Here is a 23,963-nt window from a genome sequence, read left to right on the forward strand (position 1 = left end):
GTCCCGTCGATCAAGGCGCCTCGATCAGGCGGCCTTGGTCTTCATGGCTTCTTGGTCGCGTACCGTTTTGGTGACGGCGGCAAAGTCGAGCTTGCCGGAGCCGAGCACCGGCACTTTTGAGACGACCCGTACCTCGGCCGGGACCATCAGGTCCATGGCGCCATTGGCCTTGGCGAAGGCGAGGAAGTCCGCGCGGGTGGCGCCGGGAGCCTCGGTGATGAGGATCAGCTTTTCGCCCTTGCGTGCGTCCGGCACGGTGGCGACGGCCGACAGCGAGCCTTTCCACAATTCGCCGGCCAGAGCCTCGACAGCCGCCAGCGAGATCATCTCGCCGCCGATCTTGGCGAAGCGCTTGGCGCGGCCGCGGATGGTGATGAAGCCGCCCTCGTCGATAGCGACGACGTCGCCCGTATCATGCCAGCCGTCTTCGAGCCGTTCGAGCACGCCGGGCTTCTCGGCCCGGAGATAGCCGGCCATGACATTGGGTCCGCGCACGAACAGTCGTCCACCATCATCGACGCCGGGCACCGGGTCGAGGCGGTATTCCATGCCGGGCATGATCTTGCCGACGGTTCCGGAGCGGTTGTACATCGGCGTGTTGATCGAGATCACCGGCGCCGTCTCGGTGACGCCGTAGCCCTCGAGGATGCGCACGCCGAACTTCTCCATATAGGTCATGCGCGTCGCTGCCTTGACCGGTTCTGCGCCGGCAAAGCAATAGCGTATGGAGCGGAAGTCGTAGGGGTGCGCGGTGCGCGCATAGCCCGACAGGAAGGTATCGGTGCCGAAGATGATCGTCGCGTTCGAGGCGTAGATCAGTTCGGGCACGATGCGATAGTGCAGCGGCGAGGGGTAGAAATAGACCGGCACGCCGGAGATCAGCGGCAGCACGGTGCCCGCCGTCATGCCGAAGGAATGGAAGATCGGCAGCACGTTGAACACCTTGTCGCCCGAATGGAAATCGATGCGGGACGCCGCCTGGGCGGCATTGGCCAGGATGTTGCGGTGGGTCAGCACGACGCCCTTGGGCGTGCCTTCCGAACCCGAGGTGAACAGGATCACCGCCGGATCGTCGGGCAAGCGCTTCGCGCGCGGCGTCGATTTGCGCAGCAGGCCGAGCAGCTTGTCCTTGAGACCGATGGTCTTCCTGAGATCGTCGAGCCAGACGATCTCGACCGAACGACCGAGTTCCTCGACCACGGCGCCGAGCTTTGCCTGTTCGACGAATGCGCGGGAGGTGAGCACGGTCCGGACTTCAGCCGCCTTGCAGGCCGACAGTATGTTGGTGGCGCCGGCGGTGAAGTTCATCATCGCCGGGACCTTGCCCGCCGACATGACGCCGAGCAGGGCTGCGCACGCGCCGTTGGCGTTGGGCAGCATGATGCCCAGCGTCTGCTGGTCGGCATACATGTTCTGGAACTTCTCGCCGAGCACGGCAACGGCCGTCAAAAGCTTGCCGTAGCTGAGCGAGCCGGTGACCGGATCCTCGACGGCGAGCTGCTTCATGCCGCGTTCGTTGGCTGTCTGGATGATTTTTCCCAGCACGGTCTTGTCGATGTCCTGGGTGCGGAAGACGAGATCCGACATCACCTGGTAGAGGGCAGAGCCGGCCGCGGCGCGGCGCTTGCGCCCCTTCAGCTCCTGCGGCACTTCGAGCTTGACCGGTTCCAGAATGGTCACTTTGACCTTCGGGAACAGACGGCGGCGCACATGCTGCGAGCTCAGTCGCGAGAAGTAGGTCTTCTCCAGCCCGTCGATGCGCACCGGCACAACCATCGAGCCGGTCTTGTCGGCGACCATGGCGGCGCCGTCATAGACCTTCATCAGGCCGCCGGTGACAGTGATGCGGCCCTCCGGGAAGATGACCAGCGGGTCGCCACCCTGCACCACCTTGATCAGGGTGCGGGTGGACATTGGCTTGGCCGGATTGAGCGGCAGAGCACGGGCGAGTTTCATGAAAGGCTTCATCCACCAGGCCTGGGCGATGAAGTAGTCGATGGCGAAGACGGGCTCCTCGTCGGTCAGCGTCAGCGCCAGCGGACCGTCGAGGAAGCTGACATGGTTGAGCGCCAGGATCGGCGCCTTGCCGGCCGCCTTGAGGTTGTCCATGCCTTCCACTTCGAGGCGCAGGAAGGCGCGGAACAGGATGGAGACGAAATCGCGGAAGGGATTGGTCGGCAGGAATTTCAGCATCAGCCAGGCGGCAATCGCATTGGCCGCAGCGAGGCCGAAGAGGATGCCGCCGATGGAGACCTTGGTCTGGATCAGGGCAACGACGATGCCGCCGACGGTCATGAAGCCGGCGTTGACGATGCTGACCGCGGCGACGACGCGGGCGCGGCGCGCTTCGGGCGACCAGGCCTGCACGGCGGCGAAGGTCGGCACCACCAGGAAGGCGGCTGCAATGGCCATGCCGGCGAGGTCGATCGCGACCCGAATGGTGTTCGGGCCAGCGAAGAATGCGCCAAGGGTTGCGGCCGGAGGCGAAGGCGTCATGCTCGAGATGGTCCAGGCGAGATGCAGGCCGAACAGCGCCAGCAAGGCCGTGCCGACCGGCGCCGGCAAGAGCACGATGCGCCCTTGCGACATCCAGGCGGCGATGGCCGAGCCGATCGCGATCGAGACAGCGAACACGGCGAGATAGACGGTGACCGCCATCTCGTTGCCGCCGAGCGAATCCTTGATCAGCACAGGCAGGAGCGACAGCACGACTGCGCCGATCAGCCAGAACCAGGACGTCATCAGGCCGGCGCGCCAGATGCGCATGTCGGTGCGCAATTCGGCGACCTGACGCCAGGTCGAGCGGAAGATGTTCTTGTCGATGACGAGGTCGGGCGCTGCCGAACCGGTGGACGGGATATAGCGGCTGACGAGCCAGCAGCCGACGGCGAGCGCCATCATGATCGGTCCGAACACCGTGACACCGATGCCATCGGCGGAAACGACGCCGCCGGCGATGGTGCCGCCGAGGATGGCGGCAAACGTGGCCGATTCGATCCAGGCGTTGGCCTTCGGCAATTCCTTGCGCTCGAGGTGGTCGGGCAGGATGCCGTATTTGATCGGCCCGAACAGGGCCGAGATGATGCCGAACATCAACAATGCCGTCATCAGCACGGGGATGGACGACAACGCGATGCCGGCAACGGACACACCAGCGGCGGCGATTTCGGCGAATTTCAGACGCTTGGCGATGAGGGCCTTGTCGAAGCGGTCGGCGATCTCGCCGCCGAGCGCCGACAGAAGCAGGAAGGGCGCCATGAAGACGGCGCCTGCCAGGGTGACCAGAGAGCCACCTTTGTCCGCCGCCAGCGTAAACAGAATAAGAAGGGACAGCGTGTTCTTCAGGAAATTGTCATTGAAGGCGGACAGGAACTGCGTCCAGAACAACGGCGCAAAGCGCCGGGACGTCATCAGATGAGCTGTGGGACGATTGATCGGAGCGATTTCCATAGCGGCGGTTTCCATTGGGCAAGACCGTTGAAAATCCAGACGGGATCGATCAGCGGTCTTGCGCGGTTTGAGCCTATGTGTAGCGGGAACCCGGTTACACTTCGTTACTGCGGCTGACATCCATCAGCAGCTTCTCGGTCTTGGCGTCTTCCAGCCGGTTGATGAAGCGGCTTGCCTCTTCCGAGTCGCGCAGTGTCTTGGTGATGGTGATCGAGGTGTGCACGAGCATGATGGCGGCCATGGCATAAAACCCCTTAGCGGCGAAACTTGCTTCCATGAAGTAGATGCCGCCTGCCATCATCACAGCGGCAACAGCGAAACTGGCCATGGTGAAGGTCTTCCAGGCGCTTGAATCCTTGGGGGAATAGGTGTTCGGGGTCATCGGTATAATCCTTTCGTTTCAGGGTTAGGTTGGCTGGGCGTGGGTCTGTTTCAGGCCGGATACAATCAGGCTGGCTTGGCCATCTTGGCGGCGAGACGCTCAAGCACGGCTTCGGCGCTGCTGCGCAACGGCGCGCCACAGCCGGCAGCCGCGAGCTTTTCGCTGACCGCGGCCGGATCGCCCGACTGCTCCATCTCGGCCATGGCGGCCGCGGTGGCGTCGATGTGCTTTTGCCTTGTGCGCAGGCGAAGCAGCGTCTCCTCGGCGTCCTGGAGCGCCGAAAGGCTTGAGCCTGGAGCGCTTTCGCGCAGCCGCTGGGTCGAGTCGACGGCGGCAACAATGCGCTGGCCGCGCTGCAGTTCGCGCAGCCGCATTTCAGAGACGCGAATAGTCCGCTTCAGCCGTTCGATCTCGGTGCTGAAGCTCTTCTGCGCCTCGCTGGAGGCGTCGCGTTCGGCTTCCAGCATGGCGATGGTTTCGGCCGCCTCGCGGGCCAGTTCATTCTGGCCCTGCTCGATCGCGGCGATCGCGCGCTTCTCCAAATCGTCGATGCGAACGACCAGCTTCTTGAACTGCAAGACTTCCTGTTCGTTCTGGGCGATGGCAATTGCGACTGCCCGGCGGGCAGCGGCGATGGCGTCGGCACAATCGCGAATCTGCTGGCGCAGGATCACCAGGGCGTTGCGGTCGACGACCGCCTCGGCGGCTTCGTAGCTTCGGCCGCGGACGAGGGCAAAAAACTGTTTCAACATTCCCGTTTCTCCTCTATGAACGTTGTTCACGAATGCAACGTAACACATCGTGAACGGCGTTCAAGAGAAAAATGAACGATGTTCATAAATTTCGCATAGGGAAGGTTAATGACCGCAAAACGGGACGCCAAACGCGAGGATCTCAAAGGCAGGCTGATCGAGGCCGCCCAGGCGCGTATTCAATCCTCGGGGCTTGCCGGCCTGCGCGCACGCGACATCACGGCCGATGCCGGCTGCGCGCTGGGTGCGCTCTACACCGCCTTCGCCGACCTCGACGAACTCATCCTGCATGTCAATTCGATCACGCTGGCGCGGCTGGGAGCATCCTTGGAACAGGAGGCGACCGGCGCCGCCCAGCCTAGGGCAAGGCTGAAGGCGCTGGCCAAAGCCTATCTCGGCTTCGCGCGCGACAATCGCATGGCGTGGAAGGCGCTGTTCGAACATCGCATGGCGCCTGGTGTGCCCGTGCCCGACTGGCACCTGGCCGAACATGCGGTGCTGATCCAGCATCTGGTCGAGCCGCTTGCCCAGTTGCTTCCGGGCCTGGAGACGCCGGAGCTTCTGGCGCGCGCGCGCACGCTGTTCTCCGCAGTGCACGGCATCGTCGCCATCTCGCTGGAAGACCGTTTCATCGGTCTGGCGCCCACCGACCTCGAAAGCGAGTTGCTGGATTTCGTCGACACGCTGGTGAGCGGGCTGGAGGCGGAAAGAGAATGAGCTGCGGCGATCGGCTCTTTGCCTTGCCGAATTCTGCCCTTATGAAGAACGCGGCCAGAAATGCCCTGTTGGTTCAGGCCGGCTGAAACAACTAGGGGATCTTCGTTGACAATCGATCAGGAACGTCGGTTTCGGCCCGAAATACAGGGGCTGCGCGGACTGGCCGTCGCTCTGGTCGTTGTTTTCCACTTGTGGCCCAATGTGCTTCCCGGCGGATATATCGGCGTCGACGTCTTTTTCGTCATTTCGGGCTATCTGATCACCGGTCTGCTGGCTGAGATGGCGCTGCGCGACGGCCGTATCTCGCTGATCGAGTTCTATTCGCGGCGCATCCGCAGGCTTTTGCCGGCAGCCATACTGGTGCTGCTGGTGGCGGTTGTCGGCACAGTGTTGTTTATTTCCAAGGCACGCTGGGAGGAAACCGCCAAGCAGATCCTGGCCAGCGCTCTCTATGTCGAGAACTGGCGTCTCGCCCACGAAGCGGTCAGCTATCTCGACGCAGACAATCTGCCGACGCCGGTGCAGCACTACTGGTCGCTTTCCATCGAAGAGCAGTTCTACATCGTCTGGCCGGTACTCATGATCGGCGTGATCTGGCTGGCGCGGCGATGGCAGCTCTCCTTGAGACGAAGCCTGACGACGACCTTGTCGCTCGTTTTCGTGGCATCGCTGGTCGCCTCGATTGTCATGACGAAAACTGACCCCGCCCAGGCCTATTTCGTCAGCCACACACGGCTGTGGGAATTGGCGCTGGGCGGCCTGCTGGTGCTTAGCGAGCACCGGTTTCGATTGGGCGCGGGTGCAAGCCGGCTGTTGGCGTTTGCCGGTATCGCCGGCACCCTAGCCTCCGCTTTTCTGTTTTCAGCGGCGACGCTATTCCCAGGCGTCAGTGCGTTATTGCCAACCTTGGCCACCGTGCTCGTCATCCTGGCTGGCGACGTCCAAGCCGGTCGATTTCGCGGGCTCGATTTGTGGCCGCTTCGTTTCGTCGGCGATCGGTCGTACTCGATCTATCTCTGGCATTGGCCGCTGATCACATTCTTCCTGGGGCAGGGCCATTCGCTGACATTTGCCAGTGGTGTCGGCCTGATTGCGGTGACCCTGATCCTGTCGGACCTGTCTTATCGCTATGTCGAACAACCCTATCGGCAATCCCGGAGCGGCGCATGGTGGAAGCCGCTGGGGTACGGTACCGTCGCGGTGCTGGCATGCGTGGCTGCATCAGGCAGCCTGCTGCTTTTTCTGAAAGCAGAACGCATCGACACCGCGCTGATCGGCACGCCTTCCTACCCCGGGCCTGCCGCTCTCGTCTCCGGCGCCGCGGTTCCGGACGGCCTGAATCTACTGCCGCCATTGGCCCGGCTGAGAAGGGACGTGCCGGTCGTGTATGCAACGAAGTGCCACCAGGAGGAAAGCTCTGAGCCCAAACGATGCTCTCTCGGCGATCCGGCGGGTAAGAAAACCATTGTCCTGGTGGGAGATTCTCATGCAGCCCAGTGGGTGCCAGCTCTGGACAAGATCGCCAAGGACCGCAAAATCAAACTGGTTACCTTTACAAAATCGGCCTGCCCATTCAGCCGCGTGGCCATCACGGCGGATGGCAAACCCAACGTGTTATGTGCGCAGTGGCGCGAAAAGGTGCTCGCCGAGATCCTCAAGCTGAAACCGGATCTGATAGTCACTAGCCAGTCCAACTACGGATCGGTGCCGCAAGACACGATGGTCGAAGGGCTGCGAAGTCTCTGGAGCACGTTGACGGAAGCTGGTTCGCAAATCGTTGCCATTCGCAACACGCCCTACATGAAATTCGATCCGGGCGATTGCCTGAGTTCGACGCCAACGAAATGCGTCACCAAGCTGGGCGACATTGAGCGGAGCGACGTGTTGGTGTTGGCCGCGGAGGGACAGAAAAATGTGCGCGCCATCGACATGATCGACGCCATCTGCGGGCCGCAACTATGTCCAGCAGTTGTCGGCAACATCATTGTCTGGCGTGACAATCATCATCTAACGGCCAGCTATTCGCTTGCCTTGGCCCCCTATCTCGCAAACAAAGCGGGGCTTTGACGGGACGTCTCCGGAAGTCGGATGTGGCGACGGGCAGGCTTCGACCCATGGGGCGTTCATCGTAGGACTTGAAGCGCAGCCGCGGCGTGAAGAAGCGCTCGTGCACCAGAGCGCGACGCAAGTATACGTAGTATTTTACTCTAAGATCGGCACCATCTATTAACAGATTCCACGCTAAATCGCCCAACTTGCATCATGGTGTGAGTCGAAAGGCAGAGCGATGAAAGAGCATGGAATATCCCTCTTTCCAAACAAGACGTGCTACTCGGTCCTCACCTGTATAGTTATCTTCGACGTCGCTGTATTAGCGATAACTAATATTAGTGTTGATGTAATAGCTCTGATAAGAGGTCTTGTCATACTGGTGCCTCTGATTTGCTTTCTAGTCGTAAATTCAAAAGTTCGATTTACAAATAACCTGATCAAGCAAACATGCGGAAAGGCATCCGAGTTCATCAAGGGTCTGATGTTCCTGCAGGTTGCGTGGATCTCCGTAAAAGTTTTCAACCACCTTTCAATGCGATTGACCTCCAAAATCGGGTACCTCGACGGTTTCCTGTCGAAGGTGGACGGAGCAATTTCGTTGAATGTAGCTTCATTTTTTACTTTCGTGCAATCACATCAAAGCATAATTACTATACTTGATAGCAGTTACACATCACTTACGCTCTTTTCGGTCGTTGCATACGCGATAATATTCTCCCTACGAGATATGCGCCGTACATCGTTCTTTCTGGAAACGTTCTTCTTGTCCGCTGTACTCTGCACGGTTCTGGGTATGTTTTTTCCAGCTCAGGGATCTATCGTCACCAACCTCGGGGCGGTGCACGATTTCTCCGGTTTCCCATCGCCGCCGGGTATGTGGTTTGTTGAGCCGCTGGAGGCGCTGCGCAGTGGCACACCGGTAGTCCTGGATCCCCGCAATCTTCCGGGACTCGTCAGCTTCCCGTCCTTTCACACGGCTGCGGCCGTCATTCTCGCGATAAGCTTCTGGCGTACCGTCTTGTTCCTGCCCATGCTGGTCTATGGCTTGGTCGTGATAGCTGCGACTCCAATTTTTGGAGGGCACTATTTTATAGATCTGCTGGGAGGAGCGGTTGTTGCGATAGTTGTCGCATCAGCTCTCGCCAGAAAACAACGCTTCAGCGGTCTTTTCGTGCCGAGGAATGGCGGACTTCCAAGCGGCATCGTTAAACCCTTGGACGGTCCTGCAGCGGTACGTTGAGGAGTGCGGCGCGGGCGGCTTAGCTGAAACGTGGGCCAAACACGTGGGCCAAACGAAAGAGGCCCTTTCGGCTACCCTATTGATTTCACTTGGATATATGCCTTCTGAATTCCGCTGGTGGAGCTGAGGAGGATCGAACTCCTGACCTCGTCATTGCGAACGACGCGCTCTCCCAGCTGAGCTACAGCCCCGTCCAGCGGATGGCGCATTTATCGAAGGCTGCGGTTTCCTGTCAAGGCGGTGTTCCGCCGAAATCTCTCGCCGCCACGCGCCGCGTCGGGCGCTGTGCAAAGGCTGCCCTTGCCGGTTTCGTGCGCAATGGCTACATGTCGGCAACAATCGGAGACCGGCATGCTCGCCCTCATTCAAACCATTGTCATGGCGCTCGACCTCTACTGGTGGATCATCATCGCCTCGGCGATCTTTTCCTGGCTTTATGCCTTCAATGTCGTCAACTCGCGCAATCAGTTCGTTAGCAGCATCGGCAACATGCTCTACCGGCTGACCGAGCCGGCGCTGCGGCCGATCCGTCGGTTTATGCCCGACCTTGGCGGTGTCGACATCTCGCCGATCATCCTGCTTCTGCTCCTGTTCTTCATCAGGCAGCTCATTCTCACCACGATAGCGCCGCTGGTCCTGTGAGGCCGAAGATCGCTTGAGCGCGCCGTTCCGCTTGCGCGCTGACGGCATCGACCTGTTCGTCCGGCTGACGCCGAAATCTCCCGTGGACAGGCTTGAAGGCGTCGAAATATCGGCGGACGGGCGAAGCTATTTGAAGGCGCGCGTGCGCGCCGTGCCCGAGAATGGCGCGGCCAATCAAGCATTGCAAAAACTTGTCGCCAAGGCGCTGAGCGTCCCGGCATCGGCGGTGTCGGTTGTTGCGGGCGGTACGTCACGGCTGAAAACGCTTCGTATCTCAGGCGATCCAGCGGTGTTGGTAAAGCGCATAGAAGCGCTCGATGGCTGATCAGCGTTGCGGGATGCAGACCCTTGATCTGTCAGCGGGACAGCGCCCCCCTCTGTCCTGCCGGACATCTCCCCCACGAGGGGGGAGATCGGCAGCTTCAGCGTGACCCTCAATCCCCCAGCGGCAGCTTCGGATCGTCGACCTTCAGCGTGTTCACGCTCTGCTTGATGCGGCGCAGGTTTTCCAGGACCTTTGGCCCGCGCGTCTCGGCGACCGATGTGACGATCATGTCGACGATCGACAGCAGCGCGTAGCGCGACGAGGTCGGCTTGTAGATGTTTCCGTCTTCCAGCGACTGGAACTGGATGACCGTGTCGGCGGCCTTGGCAAGGGCGGAGTCCGGCGGGGTGATGGCGATGGTGGTGGCGCCATATTGCTGGGCAACCTGCACGGCATCGATGACCGAGCGCGCATAGCCGGACACCGAAAAGGCAATCAGCGTCGTCTCCGATGTGGCGACCGCGGCATACATGCGCTGCAATTGCCCGTCGATCTGCGCCAGCACCGGCACGCCCAGCCGGAACAGCCGGTTCTGCATCTCCGTCGCCATCATCGAGGAAATGCCACCGGAACCGATGCACAGCACATTGCCTGAATTGACGATGCGCGCGGCGACGCCCACCAGCGTCTTCATGTCGAGATTTTCTGAGGCGCGCTGGATGGCGGCAATTGCGGCTTCGGTAATGGCTGAGGCGATGCGCTGTTCGCGCGCATCGCGGCTGAGGGGTTCGGGCGACAGATACTGGCCGCCAATGGCGATCGCCTGCGCCAGATAGAATTTGAAATCGCGCAAGCCTTCGCAGCCGAGATTGCGGCAGAAGCGGGTCACCGTCGGCTCGCTGACGCCGACGCGCGCGGCAATCTCGGAGATTGCAGCCTTGGAGGCGAAATCGAGATCGGTCAGCACGAGGCCGGCCAGCCGGCGGTCCGATTTGGTACCATCCTGCGACATCAGCTGCAGGCGCGTGATGATGTCGGCCGGTGTTTTCATCCCTGAATTATCGTTTTCATATCTGGGTTTTCGTTTTCATGGCGCTGCCTTCATAGCGGCAGGCCCGTGGCCTTGTCGAACAGATGGATGTTTGCCGGCGCGACGGAGACCGGCAGCAATTCGCCTGGCTTGACCTGCACCCGGTCGCGGAACACGGCGCGCACCGTATCGGTGCCAATGGCGCCATAGACATGGGTTTCCGAGCCCGTCGGCTCGACGACATCGACCTTGATCGCCATGGCGTCGGCGGCCTCGCCGATGACGAAGTGTTCCGGCCGTATGCCGGCTTCGACCGTGCTGCCCGCCGGCACGGTCTTGTCGGCGAGAGCAAGCCGTCCTCCGCCGGCCGATTCGAACCAGCTTTTCCCGGGCGTGGTCTTCAGCGCCCCGGAGACAAAGCTCATCGACGGCGAGCCGATGAAGGAGGCGACGAATTTGTTGGCTGGACGGTCATAAAGCTCCAGCGGCGCGCCGACCTGCTGGATCTTGCCGCGGTCCATCACCACGATGCGGTCGGCCATGGTCATGGCCTCGATCTGGTCATGGGTGACATAGACGATGGTCGATTTCAGCCGCTGGTGCAGCGCCTTGATCTCGGTGCGCATCTGCACGCGCAATTGCGCGTCCAGGTTGGACAGCGGCTCGTCGAACAGGAACACAGAGGGTTCGCGCACGATAGCACGGCCCATGGCGACGCGTTGGCGCTGGCCGCCCGACAACTCCCGGGGGTAACGGTCGAGATAGGAGAACAGGTTGAGGACGCCGGAAGCCTTCTTCACCTTGTCGTCTATCGCCGCGCGGCTCTCACCGCGGATTTTTGGTCCGAAGCCAATATTATCGGCCGCCTTCAGGTGCGGAAACAGCGCATAGGACTGGAAGACCATCGCGATGTTGCGCTGCTGCGGCGGCAAATCGTTGGCGCGCACGCCGCCGATCAGGAGGTCGCCCGAGGTGATCGGCTCCAAACCGGCCAGCATGCGCAGCAAGGTCGACTTGCCGCAGCCGGAGGGACCGACCAGCACGACGAACTCGCCGCTTTTGATGTCGAGGCTGATGTTTTCGAGGATCTTGTGACGTCCGAAGGATTTCGACAGGTCGCGGAACTCGACGTCGGTCATGGTCAGGCTCCCAATATGTCGTCGATGAAGGGCAGGAAACCGGCGGTCAGTCCGGCGTCGACCGGCACCACCGCGCCTGTTATCCCCGATGCGCGTCCCGAGGCAAGGAAAGCCACGGCTTCTGCCACTTCCGAGGCGTCGACGATGCGGCCCAGCGGATAGAGCCGCTGCAGCTTGCCGAGGACGTCCGGGTTCTTGGCCAGCCGATGGTCCCAGGCGGCGGTGCGGATGGAGCCGGGGCAGACGACATTGGCGCGCAGGCCGCTGCGGCCGAGCTCCACCGCAACCGATTTCGCATAGGCGTTGATGCCTGCCTTCGCCGCGGCATAGGCAGGGTTGCCGAAATGGGCGATGGCGTTGACCGAGGAGATGAAGACGACGCTGCCCGAGCCACGCACGGCCATCGCCTTGATCAGCGGATCGGCGAACAGCATCACCCCGGTCAGATTGAGGTCGAGTTCATGCTCGATCTTGTCGGGGGTCAGCGCGGCAAGCGTCTCGGCGCGCGTCCAGCCGGCATTGCTGATCAGGATGTCGGGGACGCCGTCCTTGTCGAGGATCGCTGCGATCGCGGCCTCGGTGGAAGTCCGGTCGAGGAGGTCGAAGACGTGGCGCGAGGCGAGATGCGGGCTGCGGAGTTGGTCCTGCGACTGGTCGCAGCCGACGACGCGCGCGCCGCGCTCGGCCAGCAGCGCCACGATGGCCGAGCCGAGGCCGCCGCCTGCGCCCGTCACCACGACCGTCTTGCCTGCAAATTCGACGTTCGAAACCACGCTACGCGTCTCCCTGGGGTCTACGATAGTCGGAAAACGCTATTTTAAGAAATGTAATTAAGCAACAGGATAATCTGCTTGCACAGCGCCAAATGATGGATAATGTAGGAAAGTCACATAAAGCTTGTGCTGCCTGAAAGCCGCAAGAGCACAGGCGCGCATCAAATGGGAGAGATCATATGACGCTTGCAAGATTGACTATAGGCTTGATGGCCGGAATGAGCATGCTGGCGCTGACGGCGCAGGCAGATGCCGGCGAAGTGCGCGTCACCGTAGCCGAATACAGCGCCAAGACCGGGCCGTATTTCGAAGCGGTGAAGAAGGAATTCGAGGCAGCCAACCCCGGCATCACCGTCAAGTTCGAAGTGGTGCCGTGGGATGTGCTCTTGCAGAAGCTGACCACCGACATCACCGCCGGCACTAATGCCGATCTGTCGATCATCGGCACGCGCTGGCTGATCGATTTCGTCCAGCAGGATGTCGCCGAGCCGCTGGACGGCTACATCAAGCCTGACTTCAAGGACCGTTTCATCGACACTTTCCTGTCGCCCTCGATCATGGACGGCAAGACCTACGGCCTGCCGATCGCCGCTTCGGCGCGCGCCATGTACTACAACAAGGAATTGTTCGAGAAGGCCGGCATCGCCAAACCGCCGGAAACCTGGACCGAGCTGCAGGAAGACGCGCGCAAGATCAAGGCGCTGGGCACCGGCACATTCGGCTTCGGCCTGCAGGGCAAGGAGATCGAGACCGACGTCTACTACTACTACGCGATGTGGTCGCAGGGCACCGAGATCCTCAACAAGGACGGGACGTCGGGGCTCGGCACGCCCGGCGCGCTCGAAGCCGCCAAGCTCTACAAGTCGATGATCGACGAGGGGCTGACGGAGCCGGGCGTCACCTCCAACAACCGCGAGGACGTGCAGAACCTGTTCAAGCAGGGCAAGGTCGGCATGATGATCACCGCCCCCTTCCTGTCCAACCAGATCAAGGACGAGGCGCCGAACCTGAAATATGGCGTTGCCGCCATTCCGGCCGGTCCTTCCGGCGCTCGCGGCACGTACGGCGTCACCGATTCCATCATCATGTTCAAGAACTCCAAGAACAAGGATGAGGCCTGGAAGCTGCTCGATTTCCTGTTCACCACCGAACAGCGCGCCAAGTTCACCCAGGGCGAAGGCTTCCTCCCGGTGAACAAGGAAGAGGCCAAGATGGACTATTACCTCAACAATGCCGATCTGGCCGCGTTCACGGCGCTGCTGCCGGATGCCCGCTTCGCGCCGGTGATCCCGGGTTGGGAAGAAGTCGCCCAGATCACCTCGGATGCCATGCAGAAGATCTATCTCGGAGGCGACCCCGAGGCGGGCCTGAAGGAAGCGGCTGATAAGGCCAATGCGGTGCTGAAGAAATAGGGCGTATCTCCCTGCGCCCGGCGCGCCCCTTAGAGATAGGGGCGCGCCACTTTTTCGCTAGCGCTGCCCAGCTAGGCTGCTTTCCTCTCCCTCCGGAGGGGGGAGAGGTGGCTCGGCGAAGCCGAGACGGAGTGGGGGAACCACCGGACAGCCGCCGCGAAGGGACGCAGTAAGGGAACCAGGCGCAAGCATCGCCTCGCCTTGCGCCCAAAGGTCGACCCCCACTCCGTCGAGCTTCGCTCGATACCTCTCCCCCGATCGACGGGGGAGAGGAAAGCCCCTTCCGCCGCTGCCAGGGAAGGGGCAGGCAAATGAGGGGCAGCGCTGACGCCGGGAAGAATTCGGGGCCACCCAAGTCTACAGCAACACGGTACCATCCAGCCGATGCAAAATCGCTTCTTGCCCTATCTCTTGACCTTGCCCAGCCTGCTGCTGGCCGCGGTGGTCATCTTCTGGCCGGTGTGGGACCTGATCCAGATTTCGACGCATGATGTCAGCCGCTTCGGCCAGTTGCGCGACTTCAACAATTTCGCCAATTACGCCGCCTTCCTCGCCGATCCGGATTTTCTGGCAGCACTTTGGCGCACCGGCCTGTGGACCGTTCTGGTGGTCGGTGGCGCACTGCTTTTGTCGGTTCCGGTGGCGATGATCCTCAACACCGATTTCTACGGCCGTGGCATTGCCCGCGTCATCATCATGCTGCCCTGGGCCGTGTCGCTGACCATGACGGCGGTGGTTTGGCGCTGGGCCCTCAATGGCGAAAGCGGCATGCTGAATTCTGCGCTGATCGGGCTCGGCCTGATCCGTGAGAACATCCAGTGGCTGGCGCGCGCCGAGACGGCATTCCCGATGCAGGTGCTGATCGGCATTCTGGTGACGGTGCCGTTCACGACGACGATCTTCCTCGGCGGCCTGTCGTCGATCCCCGACGACCTCTACGAAGCGGCCGCGCTGGAAGGGGCGACGCCGCTGCAGCAGTTCCGCGAGATCACATTCCCGCTGTTGAAACCGTTCATCAACATCGCCATCGTGCTCAACACCATCTATGTCTTCAATTCCTTCCCGATCATCTGGGTGATGACGCAGGGCGGACCGGCCAACTCCACCGACATATTGGTCACCCACCTCTACAAACTGGCCTTCCGCATCGGCAAGCTTGGTGAAGCGTCGGCGGTGTCGCTGCTGATGTTCGCCATCTTGCTGATCTTCACCATGATCTATGTGCGCCTGGCGATGCGGGAGCAACGCGCATGACGCCCAAGCTCAAGCGTACGATCATCGCCTGGCTGCTGCTTTCACCGCTGCTCGTGGTGACGATCTTCCCCTTCGCGGTGATGTTTTTGACCGCGGTCAAGCCGAGGCAGGAAGTGCTGTCGCCGACCTGGTGGCCGAGCGAGTTCCGCTGGTCGAATTTTGCCGACATGTGGGTGGCGACAGGGTTTGGCCAGGCGCTGGCCAATTCGCTCTATGTCTCGGTTATCGCCACGGTCGGCGCCATCCTGATCTCGGTGCCGGCCGCCTACGCCATGTCGCGGTTTCGCTTTGCCGGCTATGGCGCATTCCGGCAGTTCCTGCTGATCTCGCAGATGATCTCGCCGATCGTGCTGGTGCTCGGCCTGTTCCGGCTGATGGCGGCCTGGGGCCTGATCGAATCGACCACGGCGCTCGGCGTCATCTATATGGCCTTCAATGTCGCCTTCACCGTGTGGATGCTGCAGAGCTATTTCGACACCATTCCGCGCGATCTCGAGGAAGCCGCCTGGATGGAAGGCGCCGGCCGCTGGCTGACGCTGCGAAAAGTGTTCCTGCCGCTCTGCCTGCCGGCGATCGCGGTCACCGCCATCTTCACCTTCATCAACGCCTGGAACGAGTTCGTGGTGGCGCTGACCATGCTGCGAAGCCAGGAAAGCTACACGCTGCCGATCCAGGTATTTTCGCTGGTCGCCGGCCGCTACACGATCGAATGGCACCACGTGATGGCGGCGACGCTGCTGGCGACGCTGCCGGTGGCGATCCTGTTCATCTGGCTGCAGCGCTATCTCGTGCGCGGGCTGGCGCTCGGGGCGGTCAAATAAGCAATTCCAGGAAAAGTGTGCAGCGGTTTTCCGTTCGGAATTGCGACAAACAAAGAGCGTAACGATCCACGGAGCTTTCATGCGCATCTTCACCGCCTCGCTGGCGACGGAAACCAACACCTTCTCGCCGGTGCCGACCGATCGCGCCTCGTTCGAGATGGCCTTCTATGCCGGGCCGGGCAAACATCCGGACACGCCGACACTATGCTCCTCGCCAATGGTGGCCTTGCGTCGGCGCGCGGCCAAAGACGGGCTGACCGTCATCGAAGGCACCGCCACCTGGGCCGAGCCGGGGGGCCTGGTGCAGCGCCAGGCTTTTGAGGCGCTACGCGACGAAATTCTCGGACAGCTCAAGGCGGCCTTGCCAGTCGATGCCGTCATTCTCGGCCTGCACGGCGCCATGGTGGCGCAGGGCTATGACGATTGCGAAGGCGACCTGCTTGAACGGGCACGCGCCATGGTCGGACCGGATGTGGTGATCGCTGTGGAACTCGATCCGCACAGCCACCTGACGCCGAAGCGGGTGGCGGCCTCCAACATCATGGCCTACTTCCTCGAATTCCCGCACACCGATTTCTACGAGCGAGGCGAGCATGTGGTCGATCTCGGGCTGGCGGCGGCGCGCGGCGAGATCAAGCCGGTGATTTCGACCTTCGACTGCCGCATGATCCAGGTGCTGCCCACGAGCCGCGAGCCGATGCGCTCCTTCGTCGACCGCATCAAGGCGCTGCACGGCAAGGACGGCGTGCTGTCGGTTTCGGTCATCCATGGTTTCATGGCCGCCGACGTGCCGGAAATGGGCACCCGCATCCTGGTCGTCACCGACAATGACAAGGCCAAGGGCGATGCGCTCGCGGAAAGGCTGGGGCGTGAACTCTACGCCATGCGCGAGAAGACGGCGATGACGATGCTGAACACCGAGGACGGCCTTGATCGGGCGCTGGCCGTGCGCAAGGAAAACCCGGACAAGCCGGCCGTCATCGCCGACATCTGGGACAATCCCGGCGGCGGCGTCGCCGGCGACGGCACCGTCGTGCTGCGCGCCCTGCTGGAACGAGGACTGACCAAGGTCGGCGTGGCGACGATCTGGGACCCGATCGCCGTCACCTTTTGCCAGGCGGCGGGCGAAGGTGCCGTCATCGACCTGCGCTTCGGCGGCAAGGCCGGCCCGCTGGCCGGCGAACCGATCGATGCGAAGGTGCGGGTGCTGAAGGCGGTTCCTGAGGGCTGGCAGAGTTTCGGCCCGAGCCGGGTGACGCTCGGGCCGACGGCGCTGGTGCGCATCGAAGGCACCGAGGTCGATATCATCCTCAACACCAACCGCACGCAGACCTTCGAGCCGGATATCTTCTTCAACATTGGCGTCGATCCGATGGGCAAGGATATATTGCTGATCAAGTCGACCAACCATTTCTACGCCGGCTTCGCACCGATCGCGGCCGAGATTATCTATGTGTCCGCGCCAAGTTCTTATCCAAGCAACCCGGCGGTGACCGATTACAGGAAGCTAACCCGGCCGGTGTGGCCGAGGGTGGCGGATCCTTGGAAGCTGCCGATCTCCCCCCTCGTGGGGGAGATGCCCGGCAGGGCAGAGGGGGGCGCGAAGGATCGCGACGCTTCCTCTTCATAAGATGCACAAGGTTAGGTCAGACGAGCCACCCACTGGGCCGTCGGCGGGACAGCGCCCCCCTCTGGCCTGCCGGCCATCTCCCCCACAAGGGGGGAGATCAGCCAATCACACCAGCCCTCGCTTCACCATCATCGCCTCAGGCGAAGGCATTTTGCCCCGGAACGCCGTGTACAGCTGCTCCGGATCCTTCGAGCCGCCGGCTGCATAGATGTTCTTCCGCAGCCTTTCCGCCAGCTCCGGATTGAACGGATCGCCGGTTTCCTCGAAGGCGGCGAAAGCGTCGGCGTCGAGCACTTCCGACCACATGTAGGAATAGTAGCCGGCTGAATAACCGTCGCCGGAGAAGACATGGCCGAAATGCGGGGTGCGATGGCGCATGGCTATCGTGTCCGGCATGTCAAGCTTCTCCAGCGTTTCGTCTTCGAAGTGAAGCGGCTGGTCCGGTGCATCGGGCCGGGCGTGATAGGCCATGTCGATGAGCGCCGATGCGGTGAATTCCACCGTGGCGAAACCAGCGCCGAAGGTGCGGGCGGCCAGCATCTTGTCGAGCAGCGCCTTCGGCATCGGCTTGCCGGTCTTCACATGCAGCGCATGCTTTTCCAGCACCGCCGGCACGGTCAGCCAGTGCTCGTAGAGCTGCGAAGGCAGTTCGACGAAATCGCGGGAGACCGAGGTGCCCGCCACCGACGGCCAGGTGACGTCGGTCAGCATGCCGTGCAGCGCGTGGCCGAACTCATGGAACAACGTCTTGGCCTCGTCGACCGAAAGCAGGGCTTCTTCGCCGGCCGGAGGCTTGGCGAAATTCATGATGTTGTAGATGACCGGCTTGGATCCATCGCCAAGCTTGTAGCCGGATTTCAGCGCGCTCATCCAGGCGCCGGAACGCTTCGAGGACCGGGCGAAATAATCGGCGAGGAACAGGCCGCGCTCGCTGCCATCGGGGTTCTTCACCACGAAGGTGCGCGCGTCGGGATGCCAGGCGGCGATGCCTTTCTTCTCCTCGAAAGTGATGCCGAACAGTCTTGTGGCGACGTCGAAGCAGGCGTCGATGACGCGGTCGAGCTGCAGGTATGGCTTCAGCTCCGCCTCGTCGAAGGCGAATTTTTCCGCGCGCAATTTCTCCTGGTAGAAGCGCCAGTCCCAGGCGGCGAATTTCTCGTTGCTGCCGGCTGCGGTCGCCAGCCGCTCCAGCTCCTTCTGGTCGGCGGCGGCCTTCTCCAGCGCCTTTTCCCACACCGGGTCGAGCAGGTCGTGCACGGCCTTCGGCGTCTTGGCCATGGTGTCGTCCAGCTTCAGTGCAGCAAAGGAGCCATAGCCGAGCAGCTTGGCCTTTTCGGCGCGCAGCTTCAGCATATCGCGCACCACCGCGGTGTTGTCGCTGGCGCCGCCATTCTGGCCGCGCATGGTGAAGGCGCGGTAGGCGGTCTCCCGCAAGTCGCGGCGTTCGGAAAAGGTGGTGAACGGCTCGTAGATCGAGCGCGATAAGGTGACGGCGTAACGGCCCTTCTGGCCGCGCGTCTCGGCGGCCTCGGCCATCGAGCTCTTCACGAAGTCCGGCAGGCCGGCAAGATCGGCCTCATCAAGGAACAGCGCCCAGTCGCGCTCGTCGGCAAGGACATTCTGGCCGAATGTGGTGCCGAGCGCGGACAGTTCCTCGCTGATGTTGGCCAGCCGCTTCTTGCCGTCGGCGTCGAGCTTGGCGCCAGAGCGGACAAAGCCTTTCCAGGTCTTTTCCAAGACCCGCAGAGTCTCGGCATCGAGCTTCAGAGAATCGCGGCGCTGATAGAGGTCGTCGATGCGGGCAAACAGCTTCTCGTTCATCGAGATCGCCGAGAAATGCCTCGACATCTTGGGCGAAATCTCGCGCTCCAGCGCCTGGATCGCGTCGTTGGTGTGGGCGCCGGCCCGGCACCAGAAGATGGACGAGACATGGTCGAGCGACTCCCCGGCAAGCTCAAGTGCTGCCAGCGTGTTCTCGATGGTAGGCGCATCCTTGTTGCCGGCGATGGCGTCGATCTCGGCTTCATGCGCCTTCAGCGCTGCGTCGAACACCGGGGAAAAGTCGCCGTCGCCGATGTTGGCGAAATTCGGCAGGCCAAGCGGCCCTTGCCATTTGGTCAGCGGATGGACGGCGAGGTCGACGGTTTTCGTGGACGGCATGGGGGATCTTTCGATGATTGGCGGGGCTTGCTCACCGATGTAGGGCGATGCCTGGCGCGGCGCAACAGCGCGGCCGTTCAAGCGGGCGTCAGAAGCCGTCGCAATTTTCCGCGAGCGCCGCTTGCGAACTGGCGGTGATGCGGTTGCCGGTGACGGCAAACGTCTCCTGCATCAGCATGTCGTTGTTGGGAAAATCATAACAGGCAATGACAGTGGTGACGCCGGCTTCGCTCTTTTCGATGCGATGCCGGATCGCGGCGCCGGTCACCGCACCCTCCATTCGTCGATCGAGGCGATGAATTCCTGCTTTGACTGCACGACGCCGAGATCGTCGAGTTTCATGCGGACATCGTCGGCGAGCAGATCCGACAGTTCGGTGCTGTCGGCAACCAGCAGCGCCGAATACCAGCGGTCGATGATGGCGCCGTCATCGGCGCGGGCAGGGGTGAGCGCGAGCGGAAGCGCCGACATGGCGAAGGCAATCACACGCCAAACCCGCATTCCTCGCCTCCTCTTATCTGACCATGATCTTATCCGAAGCCTGGTGCCCACTTTTCGGGATCACGGTCTACCCCAAATCCGGCCGCTCGAAATCGCCGGTGTCCTTGTTCATCACCCAGAGTTCGCCGGTCGAAATGTCGAACCAGGCGCCGTGCAGGGCCAGCCGCCCCTTGCCTTCGAGGATCGAGACGCAAGGGAAGGTCCTGAGATTGGCAATGGAGTAACGAATGGAGATGCGCTCCAGCGCCGTCTGCCGTTCCGTCGCCGTCATGAAGGTGCTGGACGACACGGTTTCGGCCGCCGGCGCGATCAGGCTCATCCATTTGCCGATGAAGTCGCCGGGCGACAGCGGCGCCGAATTGGGGTCGAGCGCGGCGCGGATGCCGCCGCAGCGACCATGGCCCATGACCACGATGTTTTTCACCTTGAGGCTCTGCACGGCGAATTCGAGCGCGGCCGAGGTCGAGTGGAACTCGCCGTCCGGTGCATAGGGCGGCACCAGATTGCCGACATTGCGCAGTACGAAGAGTTCGCCGGGGCCGGCGTCGAAGATCGCTTCGGGTGCCGAGCGCGAGTCGCAGCAGGCGACGATCATGGTTTCCGGCGCCTGGCCTTCACGGGCGAGGTCGCGATAGCGTCCGCTCTCGCTGAGATAGCGGCCGTTCATGAAGTTGCGATAGCCGGCGAGAAGGTGTTCGGGGAGATGGGGCATGGAGCCTTTCCGGGTTGGTGGCGGCCGCTCTTTCTCAGTTTAGAATGCCTCTAACGGCAAATGCCCGTCGCGAGCAATGCCGAATTGCGGATGACTTCGTCGCAAATCGCCATGCGGCATGCATGGCTCGCGCTTGCCTCAGGCCCAGATGGCGACGGGAATGCCGAAACGGTCGGCAAGCGGGGGGTCGGGAAACGCCCTTGCCTCGCCGCTGGCGATGCGTGCGGCAATCAGCATCATCGCTGCCGCGTCCAGGAAATCGTCGGCGGCAGCGCCCGTCGGCGGAGGCTGGTCGAGAAAGGCCTTTTCATAGCCATGCCGGCACAGCAGCGCCTTGCGCTCTGCCATCCCAGCAGGGTTGACGGCGCCCTTGATCTTCTTCGGCAGCGTCATTGGCTTTTCGCCATTCAGCCGGCAGAAGGCGACTTCCGGGTGCGATTCGAAGACGCGGCCGCGCAGTTCGGGACGAGCGATCAGCAGCGCGTCGATCTCGCGGATCTTGGCAAAAATGCCGAAAGCCTGGATCGAGACGCGGCGCGGCGGGTCGGAGGTCGCCTTGGCGATTTCGCTGGCGCGGCGATGCGCGGCAGACCAGGCTTCGATCGTGGTGAAGTCGTTGGTGTCGGCGTAAAGGGCCGCGCGGGAAGGGATAGAGAAGACGCTGGACTGCCTCGCCCCGAGCAGTGGCCGAACCAGCGCCTCCGGCCCGCGCCCGCCTCTTTGCGAAAAATCCGGCAGGCCGATGGGCATGTCGACGGCCACGATCGCATCGGCCGGCAAGGCGTCGAGCATGGCTGCAAAGCTCCGAAAGACAGTCACCGACGGCGAAACGCTTGGCCCTCGATGGACGGCGATCCAGCCCGCCTTGCAACCGTCGACGCCAGCCAGCGCACCGGAGATCACGCCCGGCGGTCCCGCCCTGGATGTGTGAGGTGGCGCATCTGCACCATCGCCATCGGGTGCGACAGGCTCTGGGCGTCGGTTTCCAGCTGCAGTTCGTCGCCGCCGCGCTTGGCCGTGCGCGCCAGGATCTCGTAGACCGCGGCCGTGGTCGACTGCAGCGCCTTGATCGGCGGCTGTCCCGACAGGATGCGGGCGAGGTAGACGGCAGCCGTAAGGTCACCCAGCCCGTTCGGCGGCTTGTCGATCAGGCGATGTTCGGCGAGCAGCGCCTGGCTGGCGTCGAGCAGCAGATTGCCGGTGCCGCCGATCATCATCGACGGCGCCGACGTCACCAGCATGGTTCTTGGGCCGGCATGGAGGGCGGCTGCAATGACCGATTTCAGATCGGGCAAAGGAGCGCCCGCCATCCACTCCAGCTCGTAGCGGTTGGGGGTGGCAATGTCGGCGATCGGCATCAGCCGGTCGCGCATGGCGGCAGCCGTCGGCTCCGGCACGTAGAGCCCGCCGGAATCGCCCATCACCGGATCGCATATATAGACCGCGTCCGGCGTCTTCGCCTTGACCGTGGCAACCAGCGAGGCGACGGCATCGGCCTGGCCAGCCTCGCCGAGATAGCCCGACAGCACGGCGCCGACCTCGCCTAGCCAGGGCGCTCGTTCGAGGTCGGCCATCAGCGCCTTGAACTGGTCGAGCGGCGGCACGATGCGCGTTGCCCTTCCATGGCCGGGGTGCCAGGGCAGGATGATTGTCGGCACCGCCCACACCGGAAAGCCCAGCGTCTCCAGCGCAAACACGGCGGCGCGGTTGCCGACCGAGCCGCGGGCGACATGGCTGGAAATGACGATGACCGCGCGCGGCGCGTCGGCTTTTTCGCTGTTCATGAAATTCCTAGCTGCCCCGGGAAACGTAGTACACGAGCCAGATCAAAAGGCCGAGGGCGACGATGAGCCCGAGCGTGCGGCCGATGCGGGTGCCCCAGACCTCGATCGGATCGGAGCGATCGGCCTCGGCGGCGGTGACGTGATCTCGCGCGCCTTTCGCGGCGCGCGCGATGAACGACGTACCGCCGAGGCCACCCTCGTTCGCCACGCGCTCGATAATGCGGCGCGATTCGCTGTCTTCGTCGCGGCGTTCCGCCATGATCCTGTCCTGTTTGCCGGCGACCATATCGTGTTCGTGCGGGCAATCACAGGGCCTCGGGGGCGCATGAGTGCGCGCCAGCCGCAGACATTTTCTTGAGCGCGGATTGTGCTAGATCAGAGTGGAGGATGATCTTTAGGACAAAACGGTTCCCGTTTGTCCGTGAAAATCGGTTCCCACTTTTCGGGATCATGCTCTAAAGCTTCGTATGCAACTTCTGTCGAGGGACCACACCATGTTTGCCCAGCGCCTTGCTTCACCGTTCCCCTTCCGCAGCCTGCCGGCCGTGTTGATGATGGCCATCGTGCTGCCGCTGCTTGCCGGCTGCGGCTACAACACCATCCCGACAGCGGAGGAAAACGCCAAGGCGGCCTGGAGCGAGGTGCTGAACCAGTATCAGCGCCGCTCCGACCTGATCCCCAACCTGGTCGAGACGGTCAAGGGCTATGCGGCGCATGAAAAGGATACGCTCGACGCGGTGGTCGAAGCGCGCGCCAAGGCGACGCAGATCACGGTAACGCCGGAAACCCTGAAGGATCCGGAAGCCCTCAAGAAGTTCCAAGATGCCCAGGCTGGGCTGACGAGCGCGCTGTCGCGGCTGATCGCGGTGTCCGAGGCCTATCCCGATCTCAAGGCCAACCAGAACTTCCTGGCGCTTCAGGCGCAGCTCGAAGGTACCGAGAACCGCATTGCGGTGGCGCGGCGCGACTACATCCTGGCCGTCAAGGACTACAATCTGACACTGAGGACCTTCCCCTCGGTGCTGTGGGCAACCTTCTGGTTCCGTAGCAACGAGCCCTTCGCCAACTTCACTGTCGAAGAAGACAAGATGCAGCCGCCGAAGGTCGACTTCGGAACGAAGCAGGGCGGGTAAGCAGGTCAATCTAGCGGGTCTGGTCCTTGTCGACCTTGAGTTCCGTCACACCCCCCTCTGTCCTGCCGGACATCTCCCCCGCAAGGGGGAAGATCAGCTTTGATTTATGCTTTC

The 23,963-nt window shown here is 62.3% G+C and carries 21 protein-coding genes, 1 tRNA gene and 1 pseudogene; 10 read left to right on the top strand and 13 right to left on the bottom strand.

Going from position 1 to position 23,963, the window contains the following annotated elements; translation table 11 throughout:
- Nucleotides 1–24: 24 nt before the first annotated feature.
- The 3 genes from ACWTU9_RS29020 to ACWTU9_RS29030 form a co-directional block, all read right to left on the bottom strand.
- The gene (locus ACWTU9_RS29020; RefSeq protein ID WP_455861319.1) at nt 25–3,450 is read right to left on the bottom strand and encodes an acyl-[ACP]--phospholipid O-acyltransferase; all 3,426 of its coding nucleotides are present in this window, start codon (nt 3,448–3,450) and stop codon (nt 25–27) included.
- 94 nt (nt 3,451–3,544) lie between these two features.
- Entirely contained in the window at nt 3,545–3,832 is a 288-nt protein-coding gene (locus ACWTU9_RS29025) for a YiaA/YiaB family inner membrane protein (protein WP_454577649.1), read from the bottom strand.
- 65 nt (nt 3,833–3,897) lie between these two features.
- Nucleotides 3,898–4,584, bottom strand: coding sequence for a PspA/IM30 family protein (locus tag ACWTU9_RS29030; RefSeq protein ID WP_455861320.1), 687 nt, complete (start codon nt 4,582–4,584; stop codon nt 3,898–3,900).
- Between the two features lie 108 nt (nt 4,585–4,692).
- On the opposite strand from ACWTU9_RS29030, the gene ACWTU9_RS29035 reads away from it, so the two are divergent.
- The 3 genes from ACWTU9_RS29035 (at nt 4,693) to ACWTU9_RS29045 (ending at nt 8,593) form a co-directional block, all read left to right on the top strand.
- Nucleotides 4,693–5,301 (top strand): TetR/AcrR family transcriptional regulator, encoded by a 609-nt coding sequence (locus ACWTU9_RS29035; RefSeq protein WP_455861321.1) that lies wholly within the window; start codon nt 4,693–4,695, stop codon nt 5,299–5,301.
- A 105-nt stretch (nt 5,302–5,406) separates the two neighbouring features.
- Nucleotides 5,407–7,368, top strand: coding sequence for an acyltransferase family protein (locus ACWTU9_RS29040; RefSeq protein WP_455861322.1), 1,962 nt, complete (start codon nt 5,407–5,409; stop codon nt 7,366–7,368).
- A 220-nt stretch (nt 7,369–7,588) separates the two neighbouring features.
- Complete coding sequence (locus tag ACWTU9_RS29045; protein ID WP_455861323.1) at nt 7,589–8,593, top strand: phosphatase PAP2 family protein; 1,005 nt, start codon at nt 7,589–7,591, stop codon at nt 8,591–8,593.
- Between the two features lie 115 nt (nt 8,594–8,708).
- Here the strand turns inward: ACWTU9_RS29045 and ACWTU9_RS29050 are convergent.
- Nucleotides 8,709–8,784 (bottom strand) — tRNA-Ala (locus ACWTU9_RS29050).
- A gap of 160 nt (nt 8,785–8,944) precedes the next feature.
- On the opposite strand from ACWTU9_RS29050, the gene ACWTU9_RS29055 reads away from it, so the two are divergent.
- Both ACWTU9_RS29055 and ACWTU9_RS29060 read left to right on the top strand, forming a co-directional pair.
- Nucleotides 8,945–9,235 (top strand): YggT family protein, encoded by a 291-nt coding sequence (locus ACWTU9_RS29055; RefSeq protein ID WP_455861324.1) that lies wholly within the window; start codon nt 8,945–8,947, stop codon nt 9,233–9,235.
- 13 nt (nt 9,236–9,248) lie between these two features.
- The gene (locus ACWTU9_RS29060) at nt 9,249–9,560 is read left to right on the top strand and encodes a DUF167 family protein (protein ID WP_455861325.1); all 312 of its coding nucleotides are present in this window, start codon (nt 9,249–9,251) and stop codon (nt 9,558–9,560) included.
- 109 nt (nt 9,561–9,669) lie between these two features.
- Here the strand turns inward: ACWTU9_RS29060 and ACWTU9_RS29065 are convergent, their stop codons facing one another.
- From ACWTU9_RS29065 to ACWTU9_RS29075, 3 genes are read right to left on the bottom strand one after another with little or no spacing between them, the layout of a single operon-like run.
- Nucleotides 9,670–10,551, bottom strand: coding sequence for a MurR/RpiR family transcriptional regulator (locus tag ACWTU9_RS29065; protein WP_455861326.1), 882 nt, complete (start codon nt 10,549–10,551; stop codon nt 9,670–9,672).
- A gap of 50 nt (nt 10,552–10,601) precedes the next feature.
- On the bottom strand, nt 10,602–11,669 hold the full coding sequence (locus tag ACWTU9_RS29070; RefSeq protein WP_455861327.1) for an ABC transporter ATP-binding protein: 1,068 nt from the start codon (nt 11,667–11,669) through the stop codon (nt 10,602–10,604).
- A 2-nt stretch (nt 11,670–11,671) separates the two neighbouring features.
- Nucleotides 11,672–12,442 carry an SDR family NAD(P)-dependent oxidoreductase gene (locus ACWTU9_RS29075; protein ID WP_455861328.1) on the bottom strand — a complete coding sequence of 257 codons (771 nt, stop codon included), beginning with the start codon at nt 12,440–12,442 and terminating at the stop codon, nt 11,672–11,674.
- Nucleotides 12,443–12,621: 179 nt separating this feature from the next.
- On the opposite strand from ACWTU9_RS29075, the gene ACWTU9_RS29080 reads away from it, so the two are divergent.
- The 4 genes from ACWTU9_RS29080 (at nt 12,622) to ACWTU9_RS29095 (ending at nt 17,559) form a co-directional block, all read left to right on the top strand.
- Nucleotides 12,622–13,854: an ABC transporter substrate-binding protein gene (locus ACWTU9_RS29080; RefSeq protein WP_455861329.1), complete on the top strand. Its 1,233-nt coding sequence runs from the start codon at nt 12,622–12,624 to the stop codon at nt 13,852–13,854.
- Nucleotides 13,855–14,238: 384 nt separating this feature from the next.
- Nucleotides 14,239–15,108 carry a carbohydrate ABC transporter permease gene (locus ACWTU9_RS29085; RefSeq protein ID WP_455861330.1) on the top strand — a complete coding sequence of 290 codons (870 nt, stop codon included), beginning with the start codon at nt 14,239–14,241 and terminating at the stop codon, nt 15,106–15,108.
- A complete protein-coding gene (locus ACWTU9_RS29090; RefSeq protein ID WP_142869069.1) occupies nt 15,105–15,929 on the top strand; it encodes a carbohydrate ABC transporter permease in 825 nt (274 codons plus the stop codon). The genes ACWTU9_RS29085 and ACWTU9_RS29090 overlap by 4 nt, the downstream gene beginning before the upstream one ends.
- A gap of 79 nt (nt 15,930–16,008) precedes the next feature.
- The gene (locus ACWTU9_RS29095; RefSeq protein ID WP_455861331.1) at nt 16,009–17,559 is read left to right on the top strand and encodes a M81 family metallopeptidase; all 1,551 of its coding nucleotides are present in this window, start codon (nt 16,009–16,011) and stop codon (nt 17,557–17,559) included.
- Between the two features lie 105 nt (nt 17,560–17,664).
- Here the strand turns inward: ACWTU9_RS29095 and ACWTU9_RS29100 are convergent, their stop codons facing one another.
- The 6 genes and pseudogenes from ACWTU9_RS29100 to ACWTU9_RS29125 all read right to left on the bottom strand — a co-directional run bounded on the left by ACWTU9_RS29100 (nt 17,665) and on the right by ACWTU9_RS29125 (nt 22,975).
- The gene (locus ACWTU9_RS29100) at nt 17,665–19,719 is read right to left on the bottom strand and encodes a M3 family metallopeptidase (RefSeq protein ID WP_455861332.1); all 2,055 of its coding nucleotides are present in this window, start codon (nt 19,717–19,719) and stop codon (nt 17,665–17,667) included.
- 88 nt (nt 19,720–19,807) lie between these two features.
- Nucleotides 19,808–20,220: pseudogene (locus ACWTU9_RS29105) on the bottom strand (nuclear transport factor 2 family protein).
- Nucleotides 20,221–20,287: 67 nt separating this feature from the next.
- Nucleotides 20,288–20,932 (bottom strand): carbonic anhydrase, encoded by a 645-nt coding sequence (locus ACWTU9_RS29110; protein ID WP_454577633.1) that lies wholly within the window; start codon nt 20,930–20,932, stop codon nt 20,288–20,290.
- Between the two features lie 138 nt (nt 20,933–21,070).
- Nucleotides 21,071–21,835: a DUF429 domain-containing protein gene (locus ACWTU9_RS29115; protein ID WP_455861333.1), complete on the bottom strand. Its 765-nt coding sequence runs from the start codon at nt 21,833–21,835 to the stop codon at nt 21,071–21,073.
- Nucleotides 21,832–22,716, bottom strand: a complete 885-nt coding sequence (gene pdxY, locus ACWTU9_RS29120; protein ID WP_455861334.1) for a pyridoxal kinase PdxY — start codon at nt 22,714–22,716, stop codon at nt 21,832–21,834. The genes ACWTU9_RS29115 and pdxY overlap by 4 nt, the downstream gene beginning before the upstream one ends.
- Nucleotides 22,717–22,723: 7 nt before the next feature.
- Nucleotides 22,724–22,975: a hypothetical protein gene (locus ACWTU9_RS29125; RefSeq protein WP_454577678.1), complete on the bottom strand. Its 252-nt coding sequence runs from the start codon at nt 22,973–22,975 to the stop codon at nt 22,724–22,726.
- 235 nt (nt 22,976–23,210) lie between these two features.
- Here ACWTU9_RS29125 and ACWTU9_RS29130 point away from each other — a divergent pair, with 235 nt between their 5' ends.
- Nucleotides 23,211–23,849 carry a LemA family protein gene (locus tag ACWTU9_RS29130; protein WP_454577630.1) on the top strand — a complete coding sequence of 213 codons (639 nt, stop codon included), beginning with the start codon at nt 23,211–23,213 and terminating at the stop codon, nt 23,847–23,849.
- Nucleotides 23,850–23,963 lie beyond the last annotated feature (114 nt).

This window comes from Mesorhizobium sp. 128a (assembly GCF_053848025.1).

Bases quoted from the DNA above. Each gene is read 5' to 3' on its own strand.
- ACWTU9_RS29020 (WP_455861319.1), bottom strand. From the start codon at position 3,450: ATGGAAATCGCTCCGATCAATCGTCCCACAGCTCATCTGATGACGTCC.
- ACWTU9_RS29025 (WP_454577649.1), bottom strand. From the start codon at position 3,832: ATGACCCCGAACACCTATTCCCCCAAGGATTCAAGCGCCTGGAAGACC.
- ACWTU9_RS29030 (WP_455861320.1), bottom strand. From the start codon at position 4,584: ATGTTGAAACAGTTTTTTGCCCTCGTCCGCGGCCGAAGCTACGAAGCC.
- ACWTU9_RS29035 (WP_455861321.1), top strand. From the start codon at position 4,693: ATGACCGCAAAACGGGACGCCAAACGCGAGGATCTCAAAGGCAGGCTG.
- ACWTU9_RS29045 (WP_455861323.1), top strand. From the start codon at position 7,589: ATGAAAGAGCATGGAATATCCCTCTTTCCAAACAAGACGTGCTACTCG.
- ACWTU9_RS29055 (WP_455861324.1), top strand. From the start codon at position 8,945: ATGCTCGCCCTCATTCAAACCATTGTCATGGCGCTCGACCTCTACTGG.
- ACWTU9_RS29065 (WP_455861326.1), bottom strand. From the start codon at position 10,551: ATGAAAACACCGGCCGACATCATCACGCGCCTGCAGCTGATGTCGCAG.
- ACWTU9_RS29070 (WP_455861327.1), bottom strand. From the start codon at position 11,669: ATGACCGACGTCGAGTTCCGCGACCTGTCGAAATCCTTCGGACGTCAC.
- ACWTU9_RS29080 (WP_455861329.1), top strand. From the start codon at position 12,622: ATGACGCTTGCAAGATTGACTATAGGCTTGATGGCCGGAATGAGCATG.
- ACWTU9_RS29085 (WP_455861330.1), top strand. From the start codon at position 14,239: ATGCAAAATCGCTTCTTGCCCTATCTCTTGACCTTGCCCAGCCTGCTG.
- ACWTU9_RS29090 (WP_142869069.1), top strand. From the start codon at position 15,105: ATGACGCCCAAGCTCAAGCGTACGATCATCGCCTGGCTGCTGCTTTCA.
- ACWTU9_RS29095 (WP_455861331.1), top strand. From the start codon at position 16,009: ATGCGCATCTTCACCGCCTCGCTGGCGACGGAAACCAACACCTTCTCG.
- ACWTU9_RS29100 (WP_455861332.1), bottom strand. From the start codon at position 19,719: ATGCCGTCCACGAAAACCGTCGACCTCGCCGTCCATCCGCTGACCAAA.
- ACWTU9_RS29110 (WP_454577633.1), bottom strand. From the start codon at position 20,932: ATGCCCCATCTCCCCGAACACCTTCTCGCCGGCTATCGCAACTTCATG.
- pdxY (WP_455861334.1), bottom strand. From the start codon at position 22,716: ATGAACAGCGAAAAAGCCGACGCGCCGCGCGCGGTCATCGTCATTTCC.
- ACWTU9_RS29125 (WP_454577678.1), bottom strand. From the start codon at position 22,975: ATGGCGGAACGCCGCGACGAAGACAGCGAATCGCGCCGCATTATCGAG.
- ACWTU9_RS29130 (WP_454577630.1), top strand. From the start codon at position 23,211: ATGTTTGCCCAGCGCCTTGCTTCACCGTTCCCCTTCCGCAGCCTGCCG.